The 15,651-nt window shown below is 62.0% G+C and carries 17 protein-coding genes and 1 tRNA gene; 6 read left to right on the top strand and 12 right to left on the bottom strand.

Going from position 1 to position 15,651, the window contains the following annotated elements:
* Window positions 1-20: 20 nt before the first annotated feature.
* The 4 genes from pepN to ABX74_RS02310 form a co-directional block, all read right to left on the bottom strand.
* Complete coding sequence (pepN, locus tag ABX74_RS02325) at window positions 21-2,504, bottom strand: aminopeptidase N (RefSeq protein WP_047888133.1); 2,484 nt, start codon at window positions 2,502-2,504, stop codon at window positions 21-23.
* Window positions 2,505-2,552: 48 nt separating this feature from the next.
* Window positions 2,553-3,353 (bottom strand): bifunctional hydroxymethylpyrimidine kinase/phosphomethylpyrimidine kinase, encoded by an 801-nt coding sequence (gene thiD / locus ABX74_RS02320; RefSeq protein ID WP_003946192.1) that lies wholly within the window; start codon window positions 3,351-3,353, stop codon window positions 2,553-2,555.
* Between the two features lie 94 nt (window positions 3,354-3,447).
* Entirely contained in the window at window positions 3,448-4,062 is a 615-nt protein-coding gene (locus ABX74_RS02315) for a class F sortase (protein ID WP_223257805.1), read from the bottom strand.
* Complete coding sequence (locus ABX74_RS02310; protein WP_047888131.1) at window positions 4,059-4,796, bottom strand: hypothetical protein; 738 nt, start codon at window positions 4,794-4,796, stop codon at window positions 4,059-4,061. The genes ABX74_RS02315 and ABX74_RS02310 overlap by 4 nt, the downstream gene beginning before the upstream one ends.
* A gap of 337 nt (window positions 4,797-5,133) precedes the next feature.
* Here ABX74_RS02310 and ABX74_RS02305 point away from each other — a divergent pair, with 337 nt between their 5' ends.
* From ABX74_RS02305 to ABX74_RS02290, 4 genes are all read left to right on the top strand, one after another.
* Window positions 5,134-5,577: a hypothetical protein gene (locus ABX74_RS02305; RefSeq protein ID WP_047888130.1), complete on the top strand. Its 444-nt coding sequence runs from the start codon at window positions 5,134-5,136 to the stop codon at window positions 5,575-5,577.
* A 21-nt stretch (window positions 5,578-5,598) separates the two neighbouring features.
* Window positions 5,599-6,420, top strand: coding sequence for a class II glutamine amidotransferase (locus ABX74_RS02300; RefSeq protein WP_047888129.1), 822 nt, complete (start codon window positions 5,599-5,601; stop codon window positions 6,418-6,420).
* Window positions 6,421-6,481: 61 nt separating this feature from the next.
* Complete coding sequence (locus tag ABX74_RS02295) at window positions 6,482-7,162, top strand: hypothetical protein (protein ID WP_047888128.1); 681 nt, start codon at window positions 6,482-6,484, stop codon at window positions 7,160-7,162.
* A gap of 35 nt (window positions 7,163-7,197) precedes the next feature.
* Window positions 7,198-7,539, top strand: coding sequence for a hypothetical protein (locus ABX74_RS02290; protein WP_047888127.1), 342 nt, complete (start codon window positions 7,198-7,200; stop codon window positions 7,537-7,539).
* On the opposite strand, the gene ABX74_RS02285 is transcribed toward ABX74_RS02290, so the two are convergent.
* Complete coding sequence (locus ABX74_RS02285; RefSeq protein ID WP_047888126.1) at window positions 7,540-7,995, bottom strand: hypothetical protein; 456 nt, start codon at window positions 7,993-7,995, stop codon at window positions 7,540-7,542.
* A 338-nt stretch (window positions 7,996-8,333) separates the two neighbouring features.
* Here ABX74_RS02285 and ABX74_RS02280 point away from each other — a divergent pair, with 338 nt between their 5' ends.
* Both ABX74_RS02280 and ABX74_RS29810 read left to right on the top strand, forming a co-directional pair.
* Complete coding sequence (locus ABX74_RS02280; protein WP_047888125.1) at window positions 8,334-8,759, top strand: hypothetical protein; 426 nt, start codon at window positions 8,334-8,336, stop codon at window positions 8,757-8,759.
* Between the two features lie 15 nt (window positions 8,760-8,774).
* Window positions 8,775-9,044 (top strand): hypothetical protein, encoded by a 270-nt coding sequence (locus ABX74_RS29810; protein WP_223257804.1) that lies wholly within the window; start codon window positions 8,775-8,777, stop codon window positions 9,042-9,044.
* Between the two features lie 157 nt (window positions 9,045-9,201).
* On the opposite strand, the gene ABX74_RS02270 is transcribed toward ABX74_RS29810, so the two are convergent.
* The 7 genes from ABX74_RS02270 to ABX74_RS02235 all read right to left on the bottom strand — a co-directional run bounded on the left by ABX74_RS02270 (window position 9,202) and on the right by ABX74_RS02235 (window position 15,602).
* Window positions 9,202-9,275 (bottom strand) — tRNA-Pro (locus ABX74_RS02270).
* 102 nt (window positions 9,276-9,377) lie between these two features.
* The gene (der, locus tag ABX74_RS02265) at window positions 9,378-10,805 is read right to left on the bottom strand and encodes a ribosome biogenesis GTPase Der (protein ID WP_019748583.1); all 1,428 of its coding nucleotides are present in this window, start codon (window positions 10,803-10,805) and stop codon (window positions 9,378-9,380) included.
* Window positions 10,802-11,482 carry a (d)CMP kinase gene (gene cmk / locus ABX74_RS02260; protein ID WP_179154643.1) on the bottom strand — a complete coding sequence of 227 codons (681 nt, stop codon included), beginning with the start codon at window positions 11,480-11,482 and terminating at the stop codon, window positions 10,802-10,804. The genes der and cmk overlap by 4 nt, the downstream gene beginning before the upstream one ends.
* Before the next feature lie 11 nt (window positions 11,483-11,493).
* Complete coding sequence (locus ABX74_RS29805; protein ID WP_082148443.1) at window positions 11,494-12,915, bottom strand: pseudouridine synthase; 1,422 nt, start codon at window positions 12,913-12,915, stop codon at window positions 11,494-11,496.
* Between the two features lie 76 nt (window positions 12,916-12,991).
* Entirely contained in the window at window positions 12,992-13,720 is a 729-nt protein-coding gene (gene scpB, locus ABX74_RS02245) for an SMC-Scp complex subunit ScpB (protein WP_047888122.1), read from the bottom strand.
* Window positions 13,717-14,589, bottom strand: coding sequence for a segregation and condensation protein A (locus tag ABX74_RS02240; RefSeq protein WP_019748586.1), 873 nt, complete (start codon window positions 14,587-14,589; stop codon window positions 13,717-13,719). Before ABX74_RS02240 ends, scpB begins: the two co-directional genes overlap by 4 nt.
* A complete protein-coding gene (locus tag ABX74_RS02235; protein ID WP_020969711.1) occupies window positions 14,589-15,602 on the bottom strand; it encodes a ParA family protein in 1,014 nt (337 codons plus the stop codon). The genes ABX74_RS02240 and ABX74_RS02235 overlap by 1 nt, the downstream gene beginning before the upstream one ends.
* Window positions 15,603-15,651: the final 49 nt, after the last annotated feature.

Genomic DNA, 15,651 nt, shown 5'->3' with positions numbered 1-15,651 from the left:
ACATTTCGGAGCTGATGGCGTCAGATCACTGCGTTCGACGCCTGGGCACGTAGGTCTCGGGCCAGGTGATCCCGACGCTCGAGAACAAGCCTCCGCAGCGACGCGGGCGCCTCCGCATTGGCCTGGATCCAGGAATCGACAGCAGAGGTGTCTTCAGCTGCCGGGAAGAGCCCGTTCACCAACCGTCGCGCGATCTCGATGCTGCGTTCGGACCACCACTTCCCCAGGGACGAGAAGTACTCGACCGCATATCCCTCGATCAACGACGGGTCCGTGCCCGAACGGAATCCGGCGATCGTCGCATCCAGGCGGTCGTTCGAGAGTGAGGCATCGGTGGTCGCCGACGCCCAGGCAGCCGCCTTGGTCTCGCCATCGGGAATCGACGCCGCGGCGCGGACGTACGCCGTTCGACCCGCTGACGTGCTGTCCTTGCTCAGCTCACCGTCGAAGTCGCTTACACTCGCATGCCCGGTCGCGGACAGGGCGATCCACAATGCCCACCGCAGATCAGGATCGAGAGCCAGTCCGACCGGTCCCGGGCACGTGCCGTCGAGTATCGACCGCAGCTCGCCGGCGCGAGCATCGTTGACCGCTGCGGCGGCCGACAGAGCCCGTGCCCATGCCAGCTGTCTTCCGGACTCCGGTTCGGCTTCGAACACCGCCTTCCAGGTCGTTTCCAACCAGCCCGCACTGACATTGGGCCGCAAGCTTTTCGGAACGTAGTGAAGAACCGCGTATTGGGCATCGGTCAGGATCGCGCTGAGAATCGCAAGATCTGTCTCTGCGGGAGCGAATCGTTCCACCATGTCGAGGTATCGGAACACCGAGAGCTGCGCATCGCGCACCGAGTTCCACAGCGACGACCAGATCACACCGCGCGCAAGCGGATCGCTCACGCGGTCCAGGGATGCCTCGACCGTGGACAGAGATTCCGCGTCCAGTCGCACCTTCGCGTAGGTGAGGTCTTCGTCGTTGAGCAGTGTGAGCGCTCCGGGCGGAAGGTCGACCGGCGTGCGGGATTCGGTGATGTCGAGTTCGACGCGTTCGGTGCGAACAAGATCTCCGGACTCGTTGTAGTCGTAGATTCCGACTGCGAGCCGATGCGGCCTCGGGTCCGTCTGAACCAGGTCTGTTCCGTCGAGCGACAGCGTGGACACTCCGGTGGTCTGCAACCAGATTCGGGCCCATTCGCGCACATCACGTCCGGAAGTCTCCGCGAGCACGTCGAGCAGATCAACAAGCGTGGTGTTCCCGAAGGCGTGGGCCTTGAAGTACCGTCGTGCCGCTTCGAAGAACGCGTCACGGCCGACGAACGCCACGAGTTGCTTGAGGACACTGGCACCCTTGGCGTAGGTGATTCCGTCGAAGTTCAGCTTCGCAGCTTCGAGATCGACGATGTCGGCGACGATGGGATGCGTGGTCGGCAGCTGATCTTGGAGGTACGCCCACGCCTTCCGCTTGATGGCAAATGCTACCCAGGCATCGGTGAAGCGAGTGGCTTCGGCGCTGACCAGCGATCCCATGAAGTCGGCGAAGGATTCCTTGAGCCACAAGTCATCCCACCAGACCATGGTCACGAGATCGCCGAACCACATGTGCGCCATTTCGTGCAGGATCGTGTTGGCGCGACGCTGATGCTGCTCGTCGGTTGCGGTGCCGCGGAACACATACGCCTCGGTGAAGGTCACCAGTCCCGGGTTCTCCATGGCGCCGAGGTTGTACTCGGGGACGAAGATCTGGTCGTACTTGCCGAACGGATACGGATAGTCGAAGTGCTCGGCGTAGAAGTCCAACCCCTGACGGGTGATGTCGAAAACGTTGTCTGCATCGAGGTGTGGAGCCAACGACGCCCGGCACAAAGCGCCCAACTCGACAGTGAGTTCGCCGCGACTCCACGACGAGGCCACGCGGTGATACGGCCCGGCCGCGATCGCGGTGATGTAAGTCGAGATCGGCAGCGTCGGTGCGAAAGTGACGCGTTGCGCACCGTCGACGGAGAGCGTCTGTGTCGCGGGCTGATTCGACAGGACTTCCCAGCCGTCAGGTGCTGTCACCTCGAATGTGAAGGGCGCCTTGAGGTCCGGTTGCTCGAAGCAGGCGAAAACACGCCTGGCATCGGCGGGCTCGTATTGCGTGTACAGATACGTCTGATCATCAGCGTCGTCGACAAATCGGTGCAGCCCTTCGCCGGAAAGGCTGTAGTGGCCGTGTGCTGCCACCCGAACGACGTTCGATCCGCCGAGTCCGCGCACCACAATCCGGGACCCGTCGTACTCCACCGGAATGGACGCACCGTCGACCTCTACGGAATCGACTGCAGCACCGATGAAGTCGAGCCACGTGGACTCCGCCGACGACTTCAGATCAATTGTCGTGACGGTCGAAAAGGTCTTCGCGGCAGAGTCCGCCGCCGATCGCAGATCCAACTCCACCCGGTACCCGGTGACGTCGATGGTTCGAGATCGTTCGGCGACTTCGCTTCGATTCAGGTTCGCAGTACTCACGCACTCGATCCTGCCAGGCCGCACGCGGCGATGTGAGCCGCAGTGTGCCTATCCCTTGAAAGCGCCCTGCCAGACGGTGTCGAACGGCGTGTGTGCCGAGACGCGGCCTTCGATGCCCGCCGTGACGAACTTCTTGGCCAGAGCGACGGCTTCTCCCACGTCGGCGCCCTTTGCCAGTTCGGCGGTCACCGCGGCGGCCAGCGTGCAACCGGCACCCGAGACGCGCTCTTCGCCGACCTTGGGGGCGGAGAGAACCGTCACGTCGGTGCCGTCGAACAACACGTCGACGGCGTCGCCACCGGCGAGTTCGACACCACCCTTTGCGAGCACGTACTTGGGTCCGAGGTCGTGGATACGACGTGCGGCCTCGATGAGGTCGTCCACGCTTTCGATACTGTCCATTCCGGCGAGGGTGCGTGCCTCGAACAGGTTGGGTGTGACGACGGTGGCGAGCGGGAGGATCGAATCACGAAGTGCTGTATCGGTATCGAGAGCCGCGCCGGGCTCCTGGCCCTTGCAGATCAGGACCGGGTCGAGGACGACGTGGCGCCAGGACTGCCGACGCAGACCCTCTGCCACAACCTCGATCGTGGCGGGAGTGCCCAACATGCCGATCTTGACGACGTCCAGATCGTGAGCCGCAGTGGCAGCCTCGATCTGATCAGCGATCACGTCAGGAGCGATCGGCACGAAGCGATGACCCCAGTTGTTCTTGGGATCGAACGAGACGATGCATGTGGTGGTCGCTACGCCGTAGACGTCCAATGCCTGGAACGTCTTCAGGTCGACCTGCAGGCCGGCACCGCCAGTCGCTTCGGACCCAGCGATGACATAGGCGAGGTCAACCACAGCACAATCTCCTTCTTCGGACTTTCGAAACGTGCGTGGATGGCCACGAACGCGGGGCCCCAGTTTATCAACCGTTCCGACGTCTGGTTTTCGGCTATGCGGGCACCGGAGTTCCCCACGCGACGTCGTTGTCCTCGTAACCGAAGGGTGGACCGACGAACTCGCCGCCGCAGGTGATCAGCGCGAGGGTTTCCGGTCCGTCGAGGCTGTTCAATCGCTCGACCGGCAGCTCGCCGTCCTTGCCGTAGTGATCGACCGCATCGATACGGTAGTTCCAGGTCTGTCCCCCGGCGCCCGCCACGGTCACGATCGAGCCGATTTCCAGTGTCGAGAACTTCTTTCCGAAACCGTCACCCTGATAGATGTCGTTGATGTGTCCGGTGATCACCACGGTGCCCGCGCCCGAGCCCGGGAATGCCGAATCTGCCCACCATCCGATCTCACTGACATCATCGGGCGGAATGAGCGAGCCGTCTGTCGTCGTCTTGATCGACAGAACGTCAGCGGTGCTGTCGACTATGCGAAGCGTGGTCGGGACATCCGGACCGTCGACCACAGCGCGAATCTCTGGCGGCAAATCTTGTTGGCCGGTCGCGAGGACGCGGGTCGGCGAGTCGCCGTCGTCAGAACACCCGCCGATCAAGAGCATTGTCGCCACTACTGCAGCGGCCCATGTTCGACGGACCGCGAATCCAGGTGCCGCTGTCACGGGCGAGAAGTCGGGCCGGACGGAATCTGGGAAATTGGTACTCGGTTTCCTACGTCACGACCAGGAAGTGCGTCACCGGAATCCCCACCGTTCCCACCGGAACCGTCACCACCGACGTTCCCGCCACCGCTTCCATTCCCGCCGCCGCCGGAGCCCGGGCCGGGGCCGGGGCCGGGGCATTCACCTCCCGGATCGGTGGTGTCGCCTGCCAAGACAATCTTGACTGCCGAGAGGTTGACCGTCTGGTTCTGTGCCACTTGTCCAGGAGTTGTGACGTCGAATGCGAGCTTGGCACGAACCGGAATGACCGAGCCGTCGTCGGCATCGGTGACCGTCGATCCTGAGCGACCGAGATCTTGGGTCAACGTCATTCTGGAGATCAAATCCTGATCTCCGGTCAAGCCGGCGCCGTCGATCCGAAGGGTCCCTCGGACGGGACTTCCGTGGGCTCTGATCGTCACCGATGCGCGAAACTCGAGGATGTCTCCCGGCACTGTCCGCCAAGCCTCGATCGAGTTGATCTTCGTTCCCGGTGAACCAGTCGAGATGTCGTACCAACCGTCTATCACTGCCGGATCGAGTGACATCGAATTGTCGTTGATCTCGGGAGTGCACGCGTGGGTGAGTGCGACTGGTGCTGCCGATCCCACCGCGGGAAGTGCCGTCGATACAACAGCTGCCAAGACGAAGGCCGTCGCGGAGATGCCCGCGGAACGCCTGCCGAAGATCGTCATTCTCTCGCTACTCTTTTCCGCGGACCGTAGCTTCCGGTCAATTCAGTCAAAATACCAGTACAGCTGGACAAATAGGTCGAATTCCGTGCCGAATTCTTCTTGTTTTCTGTGAACTTCGGTTACGAGCAATTCCTCCGCACACGCGTTCCGGCAAGGGGTACATCGCATCAGCAGGGGCCAGAAGTTACATTTCGCCCGTACATCGGAGCAGAACGCACTGATTTCTCACCGAACCGGACCGGCATTTCCGTTTCACGGCAGTCGGCCGGTGGAACAACGATCGGTACAACGTGCCGGGCACGTGTCCGGTCACCCCACCGAATCAAGGGAAACCGCCATGTCGGATACAACGTCAGTCAAGCAGGGTTTCGCGGTAGGAACATCAATCGGGGCAGCAGTCATCCTGGTGACGGTCGGTATCGTGCAGTTCTTCCAAGGAATCGCTGCCGTCGCCGAAAACGAAGTGTTCGTAGTCGGGATCGACTACGTCTATCAATTCGACCTGACGACGTGGGGTTGGATCCATCTCGTGCTGGGCGCGCTCGTCGCTCTCGTCGGTCTCGCACTGTTCACCGGAACGGCGTGGGCACGGGTATCGGCAGTCGTGATCTGTGCGATCTCGATCATCGCGAACTTCTTGTGGCTGCCGTATTACCCCTGGTGGTCGACTCTCATCATCGCCCTGAACATCGTCGTAATCTGGGCTGTGTCGACATGGAAGCCCGCCCAGACGACGCACGCCGCTGCGCATGCACCGACAACGCCGACTCAATCTGTTTGAGTTGAAAGCATGTGTAGGTGGATGGCGTATTCGGGAGAACCGATACCCGCCCATGACTTGCTGTTCAGGCCACAGCACTCGCTGATCGACCAGAGCCTGCATTCTCAACTCGGGGCAACGACGACGAATGGTGACGGCTTCGGAATCGGTTGGTACGGCGAGGGGTCCCAACCAGCAGTGTTCAAGAGCATCGAACCCGCGTGGAACGACTCGAACCTGCGCGAGGTCACCTCGCAACTGCGCACCCCGCTCATGTTCGCCCACGTGCGCGCTTCGACGGGAACTGCGGTGCAGCGCAGCAACTGCCACCCATTTCGGCACGGCAATTGGTTGTGGATGCACAACGGTTCACTACGCGGATTCCACGACATGAAAAGGGAATTGGTGACTGCCATTGATCCGTCGCTCTTTCCGGATCTCGAAGGATCGACGGACTCGGAAACCTTGTTCTTCCTCGCGCTGACGTTCGGCCTGACCGACGATCCGTTCGAAGGTGTCGCGAGGGCCGTCGGATTTGTCGAGCACACGGCTCGCTCGCAGGGTATCGACGATCCGGTCCAGATGACCGTTGCCACGTCGGATGGCGTCTCCACCTGGATCTTTCGCTATTCGAGCGAGAACCGGTCGAGATCGTTGTTCTTCTCCACCGAGATCTCCACGTTGCGCAAGCTCCATCCTGAGGTGGATGCCCTGCACCATCTCAGTGAGGAGACCCGAATCGTCGTATCCGAACCTCTGCGCGACCTTCCCGGAGCATGGAACGAGGTTCCCGAGTCCGCCGCAGGCGTCATCCGGCCCGGACGGGACGAGATGCGGAACTTCGCGCCGATCCCACCCCGATAGGTAAAGCATGACGCAGACCTGTTGCGCCGAATTCTCCCGCGGGATGGGCCAAGATGGCTAGATGTGGAAACAGGCACTCGGGTTTGCTTTGTTCGGTGCGACCGTTGCCATCGTCACGGCGGCGCTGACACAAGGATCGTCACAGGCGTCGGCCACGATCACTCTCTTTTCGGGTGGCACGACAATCTCGGGCTTCGCGGGTGAATCGCAATGGACCTGGCCCATCGAGGCTGCGGTGATCGGCGCCGGTCTGGGCGCGCTGACCGGGCTCGTACTCCACCTCGCGGGTGTGCGAATCTCCGGAGGTCAGGACAATCGAATGCTTCGAACTGTGGTGGCAGGGCTCGTGGGAGTCACGCTTGGGTTGACGCCCCTGTTGGTCTTGATCAGCATGGCATTCACCAGGTCGGTTGACATCGGATGGTCCCCGCTCCTGGTTTATGCCGTCAGCGGTTTCCTGGCCTACGCCCTGGCGGTCGCCGCCGTGTTCGGAGTTCTTCGCGCTGCCGGGGATCGACTTACTACGCGCACGGCGCAGGCGGTGGCGGCGATGCTTCCGGTCGGGGCATTGGCGGCGACGACTGTAGGTGTCGGTACTGCGTGGAGGCTGGGCTTTTCCACCGCCGCTCCCACCTGGATCGCGGTCGTACTGCTGGTGGTTCTCGTATTGGCCATGACGTTCGTTGCGGCCCGGGCGTGGGCTCTACGGATTCAGCCTCGTGACTTACCAGAAGTCGCATAGGCAGTGGGACGATTGATTCGGACGGGTGCGTCGAGATGAGGGGCGAACGAATCTTCGCGGGACTCGTCGTCGGCCTCCTACTGGGGCTGTTCGGCTACCTGCCATTGGTACTCCTGTGGCAACACTTCGCGGATGTCCCGCAGCCGCAGCTGTATCCGAACCGTTCGTTCACGTCGTTCGGCCCTAACCCACCACCGCTCACCTACTGGATAAGTTGGGCGGCGCCTGCCGCCGTGTTCGTCTTGCTCGGACTTATGACTATTCCCAGCCGCACCGGCCGGCAATTCGCGTTGCCATTGGTGTTTGCGTTCCTTCCGGTCGCTGCAATGGTGGCGTGGTTCTGGATCTCGATGGAACTGTTCTTCAGCCCCGACTGATCATTCACTCGACCGCGCATCGCGAACTCCACCGCGCGCACGCGCAATGGCGCCCTGGTTGCGCAATGCGATCCCCTGATGCACCGCAGCAAGTACCAATGCCAGCACTGCCGCAGGGAGGCTCCCCACCATCGAGAGCAGAGAAGGCACATCCGAGCTGAAAGCGGTAAAGAAACCCACTACTGCAGCGCAGAGCATTGTCGCCGAGACGATCCAGGAAACTAATGGTCGCGGAATCACGGCTGGAATGACGCACAGAGCCACCGGCAACGCCAGCACCAAGAAGAGCTCCCGCCCGAAATAGTCATGAATCGAGCGGTAGCAATCAGCAGAACTGAGCGGGCCGAGACCTATTTCACAATTGGTGATCTCGTACAGCGGCCACTGTGCCGTCGCGGATCCTAGAATCCCGGTGGCAACCGCTAGTACAACCCACGCGATCCGAATCCCCGTCATACGAAGAGATCATGCCAGTAGGGAAAATTGCGCTCCGAAGCAGAAAGTAATCAAATCTCGAAATGGACAAAACAACCTCCTTGCGTCGGAGCGGTTCTCGACACGAGTGGCACAACATGTTCGGCGTGCTCAACTCGAAGGTTGGGTTTTGAGCCTGATCGGGACATTCCGCGTCGTTGACAACTATTGGGAGACAGCACCTATTTTGAGTGCGGGTATCGCAGTCGCTGTACTCGGAATAAGTAACGGCCTGCCGAGTTTGACTGTCACCCTGATGCACAATCGACGGCCGCAACAGGCGTGAAGTTTTCGAACATGTTTTATGGAAGGGTGCTTGCATGGCAACACAACCGCATGGCCAGTCCATAACCCCGGCGTGGAAAGTATTCACGGCCATCGGTTTTGCAGGTGTTGTGGGCGCTGCCGTGACGTACTTCCGGGACGGGTCCACTTTGGCGATCATTGGCGGGATGGTCATCCTCGCGATTGGTCTGCCGCTTACTGTCTGGTCCATCCTGCGAACGCTGCGTGAGAATCGAGGACATCGCCTTCATTGGTGGAGAACACCGCCGGTCAATCCGAGGAACGTCGACCTGTCTCGTGCTGTCGGCATTCCGACTACAATATTCGGTGCACTGACAATCTGGCTGAATACAGCAGGTTCGGCGCCGTGGTGGTTAGCAGCAATCTTTACCGCCATTCTGATCGCGCTCTTCGGAGCAACCGTTGCCGTCCACAATATTCGCCTCAGTCAGCGAAACTGAGCTAGCCTTCCGCGCATGCCGGTTTCTGCGGATGTTCGCGAGCGCCTTCGGTCTTACCTGGATCCAGAGAACGAGATCCGGTACGTATTTCCAGCAGACGTTCTGATGAGCGCGAAACCGAGTGTGTTTGTCGTGGTCAGCCGAAAGGCGATCACCGTCTTCTCGACGAGCTCTCGTTCCAGAAAAGTGCCGAGGTCGATCCTCACCCAGTTTCCGAGAATGACCGTTCTCGGCACGGTCGACACCGCGTCCACGCCGCACTTCACTGCCGCGGGCATAACGTAAGAGATCGACGAAGAATATGTTGCAGTCGTGAACGCTGCCGACGCGGAGATCACGTCACCGCAGGACTTCCCACGAGATCCGTTGCCGAACCTGTGAGGCACATACAAAAAAGGCAGTTTCTCATTTCTGAGAAACTGCCTTTTTGATCTAACTTCGGTCGGGCTGACAGGATTTGAACCTGCGACCACTTGACCCCCAGTCAAGTGCGCTACCAAGCTGCGCCACAGCCCGTCCCACGCCCTTGTTTCGGGCGCTTGGAAAGATTACATCAGGGACGGGCCGAAGTACCAATCGGCTGGTCAGAGCCTTTTCGGTACCGATTAGGACGCAGAATCAGCGGCCCTTACGGTCGCGCTTCTCGCGCACTCGGACGGATACGCGGATCGGGCTGCCGTCGAAGTTGAACTCTTCACGCAGACGCCGCTCGATGAAGCGGCGGTAGCCGGCCTCGAGGAAGCCCGTGGTGAAGAGAACGAATGTCGGCGGGCGCGTGCTTGCCTGCGTCGCGAACATGATGCGAGGCAGGCGGCCCCCACGCATCGGCGGCGGTGTTGCCGCCACAACTTCCTTGAGCCAGGTGTTCAGGCGACCTGTGGGGATTCGCTTGTCCCAGGATTCGAGAGCCGTGTCGAGCGCAGGCACGAGCTTCGCCACGGCGCGACCGGTGTGGGCGGAGATGTTGACTCGCTGAGCCCACGGAACGCGGACCAGATCGCGGTCCACTTCCTTGTCCAGCATGAGTCGACGGTCCTCGTCCACGAGGTCCCACTTGTTGAATGCGATCACCAATGCACGACCCGTGTCGGCCACCATGCTCAGAACACGCAGGTCCTGCTCGGTGATCGGCTCGTGTGCGTCGATCAGCAGGATCGCGACCTCAGCGGCCTCGATCGCGCTCTTCGTACGCAGCGACGCATAGAACTCCGCGCCGCTGGCATGGCTGACGCGCTTGCGCAGACCAGCCGTGTCGACGAAACGCCAAGGGCGACCACCGAGTTCGACGATCGAGTCGACCGGGTCGACGGTGGTGCCGGCAACATTGTGCACGACGGACCGCTCGTCACCGGACAGCTTGTTGAGCAAGCTGGACTTTCCGACGTTCGGCTTTCCGACCAGTGCAACACGACGCGGACCGCCGCCGGGGATACCTTCGCGAGGGGTTTCCGGCAGCTTCTCCAGAACCTCGTCGAGCAGGTCGCCGGTACCGCGTCCGTGCGTCGCACTCACTGAGTACGGCTGACCGAGGCCCAAGGACCACAGCGCTGCAACCTCGGACTCGGTGCGTCCGTCGTCCACCTTGTTGGCAACGAGGATGACCGGAGTCTTCGAGCGGCGAAGCACTCGAGCGACAGCTTCGTCCGTCGTCGTAGCGCCGACAACGGCGTCGACGACCAGGAGAATGGCGTCAGCCGTTCCCATGGCCAATTCGGCCTGGCGGGCAACGGCCTGCTGAAGACCCTTTGCGTCGGGTTCCCATCCGCCGGTGTCCTGGACGAGGAAGCGCCGTCCGGCCCAGTTCGCCTCGTACGAGACGCGGTCACGGGTAACGCCGGGGATGTCCTCGACTACCGCTTCACGACGGCCGATGATGCGGTTGACGAGCGTCGACTTGCCGACGTTCGGTCGACCGACAACAGCCAAGGTCGGGACGGCAATGTGCGCTTCGCCTTCGCCGTCCGCTTCGAGATCGGCGTAATCCCACTCCGATTCCTCGGACCAAGTTCCGTCACCGGCATATTCGGTTACCAGATCGTCGCTCACTGCACTGCTCCAGTTCTGTCGCTGACCACCAACAGCAACTTGGCGATCACATCTTCAATTCCCAATTCGCTCGTATCCACCAGAATGGAATCCTCGGCAGGGCGCAACGGCGACACTGCCCGAGTCGAATCTAGATGGTCACGGCGCTGCACATCAGCCAACACCGCTTCGTAATTGTCTTCACGGCCTTGGCCGACGTTCTGCGTATTGCGCCGTGCCGCACGGGTTTCCGCCGATGCGGTCAAGAAGATCTTGACGTCTGCATCGGGGAGTACGACGGTTCCGATGTCGCGACCTTCCACGACGATCCGCTCCGCACCGGCCGCCAACTCACGCTGAGTGGCGACCAGCAGGTCGCGAACTTCGGGTACGGCCGACACCGCAGAGACAGCTTTGGTGACCGCGTCGCCGCGGATCTCCTCGCTGACATCCGCGCCGTCGAGTTGCACCTGCTCACTGCTTGGATCGGTACCGATGGACCACGGCAATGCCGCAACTGCGGCGGTGATCGCGGCGGAATCAGCCAGATCGATTCCCTGACGCAGCACGTGCAGGGTCGCGATCCGGTAAATGGCTCCGGTGTCGAGGTAGCGAGCACCCAAACGCTGCGCCAACGCGCGAGAGACGCTGGACTTGCCGGTTCCGGACGGTCCGTCCATAGCGACTACCAGCGGCATGGACGAATCGGTCACAGGCCGACCGCCTCGTACAGTCCACCGACCTCGCTACGTCCGAGGACGCGCTGCGTTCCCGGACGCTGATCGCCGAGAGCGACAACTCCGACGTTGGTGCGAACCAGACGGACAACGGGGTGACCGACGGCATCGAGGAGGCGACGCACGATGTGCTTACGGCCCTCGTGCAGTACGAGCTTGACGAGCGTCTTGCCCTCGTTGATCTCGAGCACGGTGAACGCGTCCACCTTGGCCGGACCGTCATCGAGAGTGACACCGTCACGCAGCTGCTTGCCGGTGCTGCGCTCGACAACGCCGTGAACCGTGGCGAGGTACGTCTTCGGAACCTCGAACGACGGGTGCATCAGGCGGTGAGCCAAATCGCCGTCGTTGGTGAAGAGGAGCAAGCCTTCGGTGTCGGCGTCGAGACGGCCGACATGGAAGAGCCGCTGACCCGACTGAACGCGCTCGGAGACGATGTCACCGACGCACGGACGACCGAGATCGTCGGACATGGTGCACTGCCAGCCACGCGGCTTGTTCATCGCGAGGTAGACGAGGTCCTTCTGCACGACGACGCGGACGCCGTCGACACGAACCACTGCGTTCTCGGGGTCGACACGCAGACCCTGCTCGACCACGATGCGGCCGTCGACCTCGACGCGACCCTGGTCGATCAGTTCTTCAGCTGCACGGCGTGATGCGACGCCGGCCTGAGCCAGCACCTTCTGCAAGCGGACGCCGTCGCCCTTCGGCGGGCCGTCGTGCTTGGTGATCTCGGCATGCTGATGACGTGCCGGCTTGGCGTTTGAGACCAACGGGTTCTGAGAGACGACGCGCTGCGGCTTCTCGGTCTTCGGCTTGCCACGCTTGTTGGTCGCCGGCGGTGTGGGAGCTGCCGGGCGCTTGCGCGGAGGTCCGTCGAACTTGGATCCACGAGGTGCGTTCGACCATGCGCCGCCGCGAGGAGCGTCGGGGCGTGCGCCGCGCTGATCGTCACTACGACGGTCGGCGCCACCGCGCGGTGCCCGACGGGCGTCTACGTGGGGGGTACGGCGGTCGTCGCTGCGGGGTCCGCGGCGGTCGTCAGTGCGCGGTCCGCGACGATCGTCGTTGTAGCCACCACGACGGTCGTCCGTACGTGCGGGGCGACGGTCGTCGCTGCGCGGCGGGCGACGGTCATCATTGAATCCACCGCGACGGTCGTCCGTGCGGGGACGGTCGGATCCGGCGTTGCGGTCGTATCCGGAGGTACTGCGGGAAGTGTTGCTGCGTCCACCACGGGGCGCTTCGCTACGTGCGCCGCGGGGGGCGTCGCTGCGACCACCGCGGGGGGCGTCGCTGCGACCACCACGGGGGACATCGCTGCGTGCGCCGCGGTTGTCGCGGGAGTTGTTACGGTCCGGTGTGCCATCTCGGCGAGCGGGATTGTTCACTTTTTTCCTGTCAGTTTTCTACTGTTTCCCGAGCGTGGTCGGGTCTTTCTCGGTGCTGACGACGGCCGGATTCCGGTCAGTCGTCGACTTCGGTGTCCACTACCTCAGTGGGCACGTCTGCCTTGTTCATTCTCGCAAATCGCGGATCGGATTCCAGGCTTTCGCTGATGTCGTCGATGAGATCGACATCAGGCAAGAGCGGGGCCAACTCCGGGAGCTCGCTGAGCGAGGCCAGCCCGAGCCGTTCGAGGAACAGTTCGGTCGTGGAGTACCGTGTCGCGTTGGTGTCCGGGTCAGGCCCGGCTTCCGCGATCAGTCCGCGGGCAAGGAGGGTGCGTACCACCCCGTCCACGTTGACGCCTCGTACCGCACTGATCCGCGCACGAGTCAACGGTTGACGGTATGCGACTACGGCCAAAGTTTCCAATGCCGCCCTGGTCAATTTGGTGCGTGCGCCGTCCAATAGCAGCTTTTCCACGTACGGGGCAAACTCTTGTCGCGTGTACAGACGCCATCCGTCGCCCGCGTAGCGAAGGTCCATTCCGCTGCCGCGAGCGGTCAATGCGGCCGACATCGACGTCAGGCGTTCTTCGACGCGCTCCGGTGCGGTTCCGGTGACAGATGCGAGTTGGTTCACTTCCGCCGGCGAATCCACGACTAGCAGAAGCGACTCCAGCACTGCGTCGAGTTGATCGTCGTCGAGGTCGAAATCGGGTGCAGACTCTTCGGACTCCGGGGCGTCGTCGGTAGGCTCGATAATCTCGTCTAGCTGCGAAGACTCTGATTCCGTCGGTTCGGCATTCATCCGTAGTCCTCCTCTGTGACCGGCGCGGCCGGGTCGTCTCCGGTCCAACTCACCATCAGCGGTCCGAGGGCCTCGGGTTGCTCGAACACGATGACCTGCCGGCGATACAGCTCGAGCAATGCGAGAAACCTTGCCACTATCTCGACAGTGATTTCGCACTCGGCAACGAGGTCCCCGAATGGTGTCCACTCCCCGATGCCTCGCTCGCGCAGCAACTCGAGAATTCGCTCGGCCTGTTCGGGTATCGAGATATTGGACACATGGAGGTGATCGAGGCCCACTGTCGGCACCGGACGCGGTGTGAACACCGTCGCCGCGATCTCCGCAAAACGCTGAGGGTCGACGCCCAACAACACCTCGGGCAGGAGTTCGGTGAACTGATCCTCGACGGCAACCGAGCGCGGATAGCGCCGCAGCGCTGCTTCCTCCAACTCACCGAACAGTGCCGCGACTTGTTTGTACGCCCGGTACTGCAGCAGGCGTGCGAAGAGAAGATCGCGTGCTTCGAGAAGCGCCAGATCCTCCGCGTCCTCGACCTGCCCGGCGGGCAACAACCTGGCCGCTTTCAGATCCAGAAGCGTAGCTGCGACAACCAGGAATTCCGTCGTCTGATCAAGGCCCATCGCACTGCCGAGTTCCTTGGTGTACGCGATGAAATCGTCCGTGACGGTGTGAAGGGCGACTTCGGTGACGTCGAGCTGCCGTTGATTGATCAGGTTCAACAGCAGATCGAACGGGCCTTCGAAGTTCCGGAGAGTGACTCGAAAACCGGCAGCCTTGGCTGCGGTCTGAGCGTCGGTCGGCACGTTCGGATCGATCGAATCCGGCTCGACTTCGACCGGATCTTCTTGCGATGCAATCAGTTCCACTAACGACCAGACCGGTGAATGACCTCGCGGGCCAAGGCTCGATATGCCTCGGCGCCAGCCGATTTCGGCGCCCACGTCGTGATCGGCTCACCGGCAACGCTGGTTTCGGGGAATCGAACGGTGCGGTTGATCACCGTGTCGTAGACGACGTCGCCGAACACCTCGACCACTCGCGCCATCACCTCACGAGCGTGCAGGGTCCGGGCGTCGAACATCGTGACGACGATGCCGGCCAACTCGAGCTTCGGATTGAGACGGTCGTGCACCTTTTCGACGGTGTCGTTGAGAAGTGCCAGGCCGCGGAGGCTGAAGTACTCGCATTCCATCGGAATGATGACCGAATCGGCGCACGCCAGCGCATTCACCGTGAGCAGGCCAAGCGACGGCTGGCAGTCGATGAGCACGTAGTCGTACCGATCGAGAACCGGGTGCAGCACGCGCCCCAAAGTCTGCTCACGCCCGACCTCGGTGACCAATTGAATCTCGGCAGCCGAAAGGTCGATGTTGCTGGGGAGCAGGTCCAGACCGTCCACCCGAGTGCGCATCAACACGTCGTCGATGGACACACGCGGTTCGACCAGGAGATTGTGGACGGTCAGTTCCAGGTCGTGATGCTGAACGCCCAGACCAGCAGACAACGCTCCTTGGGGATCGAGATCCACCAAGAGCACTCGGCGACCGTATTCGGCCAACGACGCGCCCAGGTTGATGGTCGACGTCGTCTTGCCGACGCCGCCCTTCTGGTTGCACATCGCGATGATCATCGCGGGTCCGTGATGCGCCAACGGTGTCGGTTGGGGTACCTCGCGGACCGGCCGGCCCGTCGGACCGAGTTCTTCCGTGGAAACAGCAGGGGTTTCCGCAGGTGGAGAGGCTACTGGCGTCGTATCTATTTCGAACATCGCCTCTGGTTCGGAGGGTACAGCTGGTGCTGATTCGTTCACGCGCTCGAAGAGTTGGGCATTGACATGCGGCGGCGCGGACTCCGCCGCTGGTGGCTGCGATGTCGACACGGTCCGATGCTCCCCTACTCTTTCGGCGGTTGCTCTCGGCGCCGGCAAA

It is taken from the genome of Rhodococcus sp. ARP2, from assembly GCF_001029585.1.
GTDB classification, from domain to species: Bacteria; Actinomycetota; Actinomycetes; order Mycobacteriales; family Mycobacteriaceae; genus Rhodococcus_F; species Rhodococcus_F erythropolis.
Note: the sequence above shows the minus strand (reverse complement) of the source record. Positions and strands in the feature narration are given on the sequence as shown.